The organism is Acinetobacter sp. NBRC 110496 (assembly GCF_000876115.1).
Classification (GTDB): domain Bacteria; phylum Pseudomonadota; class Gammaproteobacteria; order Pseudomonadales; family Moraxellaceae; genus Acinetobacter.
On sequence record NZ_BBTF01000118.1, the window covers coordinates 1 to 2,191 of the forward strand.

General features: G+C 34.8%; 2 protein-coding genes. Both read left to right on the top strand.

All coding sequences use genetic code 11. The features are described from left to right. Positions 1-706: AAA domain-containing protein (locus Aba26S_RS20705; RefSeq protein ID WP_043975031.1), on the top strand; the 706-nt coding region annotated here is incomplete at its 5' end. A gap of 3 nt (positions 707-709) precedes the next feature. Next, complete coding sequence (locus Aba26S_RS20710) at positions 710-2,086, top strand: hypothetical protein (RefSeq protein ID WP_005005738.1); 1,377 nt, start codon at positions 710-712, stop codon at positions 2,084-2,086. Positions 2,087-2,191: the final 105 nt, after the last annotated feature.

Genomic DNA, 2,191 nt, shown 5'->3' on the forward strand with positions numbered 1-2,191 from the left:
TGGTTTAAGTGATGAAGAGCTGAAAGAAATTAAGTTAAAGCGGATTGTGCCTGATAACTATGCATCCGACATCGTAATAGAATTGAATTCAACAGTTACTTGGGTGGATACTGGGAATGCTGAGCATTTCAAAATGGAGAAAGGTAGTAGTATTTATAACCCACATGAAATTAATGAAATTATCGATTTTCTTCAGCGGATTGACCAAGACAAACTCTTGTTAAATAAATTAGTGCCAGAGCCTGATTCCCTTAAAGAGCCTGCTATTGGTGTAATTTGTACCTATGCTGAGCAAAAAAACCGGTTAAGAAAAGCCTTCTCTTTGTGTGAAGTGTCAGATGCATTGAGATCAATTGTGCGTATTGATACGGTGGATAGTTATCAAGGTAAACAGAATAAGATCATCATTCTCTCAGTTACGCGAAATGATCCAACTAAGTTTCCTGCATTTTTGAAGTCACCAAATCGTGTGAACGTGGCTTTATCTCGCGCAATGGATCGTCTTGTAATCTTTGGTGCGTCAGAAATGTGGCAAGGAGTCAACAGTAACTTACCTTTAGGACGCGTATTAAATTACATCAAGTGCCGTGAAAATCAGACTTTAGAATATCGATATATTTCAAAACGCGCCATTGTCAAAATAGTACAAAACAATCCGCACATTAATAAAAATAGATCAAAAAAATATAGAAAGGCAGGGGTATAACTCATGGAAAATTCACTAAGAAGCTATCATGACGTAGATGTTACATTGCCATCACAACTATTCAATGTGGCATTTAGCTATACCACAACAGATACCTTAGATTTTATTGATTCTATGGTATTGCGCCTATTGGTAATTGCACCACTTTCTGCTGAAAAAATAGCGCGGTTCTTAGGGTTATCTAATCATGAAACAGATGTGCTATTAACTAAATTATTAAAACAAATGCAGATAAAACATCTTGAAGATGATCGATTTGCTCTGACTCAGCGACTTGAGAAAGCATTCTCGGATGTTTGTGCAATTCCTTATGTAAATAAGATTGAGGACAATATTCAAAAGATGAGTTTTGAGATGATTGGCTTGAATCCTGAGCCAGTTAATCCCAACGCATCTGACAATGGGGCAAATTCAATTAAATTAGATGCTTCTAACCAATACCTTTCAAATGGTGAGTCTTTGGTTAGTAAGGAGTTTCAGAAAAATTTTCGATTTTATTTCAGCCAAGGATTAGTTAAGTTGAATCCATCAGTGGATGAAAAGAAGCTGCAACTGTATAAAATGAGCCAAGTGGAAAAATTGCGAGACCATTCTCGTCGTTTTACATTACCATTGACGCTTGATGAGAATTATACACCTACAGAGATTAGTGATTTTAATCACATGGAAAATCTTAACAAAATCGAAGATTCTCTTTACGCTGCTCTTAGATCAGCTAAGAAGCCACAAAATATTGAGGATATTCTAAAGGTACTCCATGAATTAGATATGGAGGATACTTTTTCAGTTGAATCTATTTTTAGCGAGAATAAGCTTAATTTAGATCGCTTATTTAAGCTAGAACACAAATCCAATGAATACTTTATCGGGCCAATATATTCTAAGGAAAATTCAGACCTGTTTTTCAAAACAATCAAACAATATCAAGACCAGAATAATGATGATAAACAGCTGTATTGGTTAGCTCCATCAGATGAATTTTGGGGTAAGTCAGATAGATTTAGTGATTTTATTGATCGTTTATCGACAACCACAATTACCAAAAACTTTAAATGCTTCTTACCAGTGGCATACAGAAATGATAAACAATCAATCGCAAGTTATAAAAAACTAATCACAGCTGAGGCAGGAGCCAAGCACTTTCTAACGTTTAAGGAAAGTAGTGTAGTTTTTGACGGTAATTTTGAGCTTTTGGTTATGAAAGACTCTTTTTGTGTTTTGATTATTCACGTTAGTGATTCATCCACAAATATTTTAACAACAGTGCCTGTGGGTATTATTGTCAAAAATAAGGCTATTGCCCAATCGTTTTATAAGTTTTTTGAAGACTTAGAGAACGATGGAGAGAACTTCTTTGGTTTATTAAATTCTAAAAAATAGAATAATCATCTTAAAAAGCTAGCAGATTTGCTAGCTTTTTTAAACTCAAATTAGAGTGGCAACAATCCAGACCAGACATTTCTACTTTGAAGTGGCTTTGTTGCA

Coding starts and splice junctions, on each gene's coding strand:
- Aba26S_RS20710 (WP_005005738.1), top strand. CDS start 710: ATGGAAAATTCACTAAGAAGCTATCATGACGTAGATGTTACATTGCCA.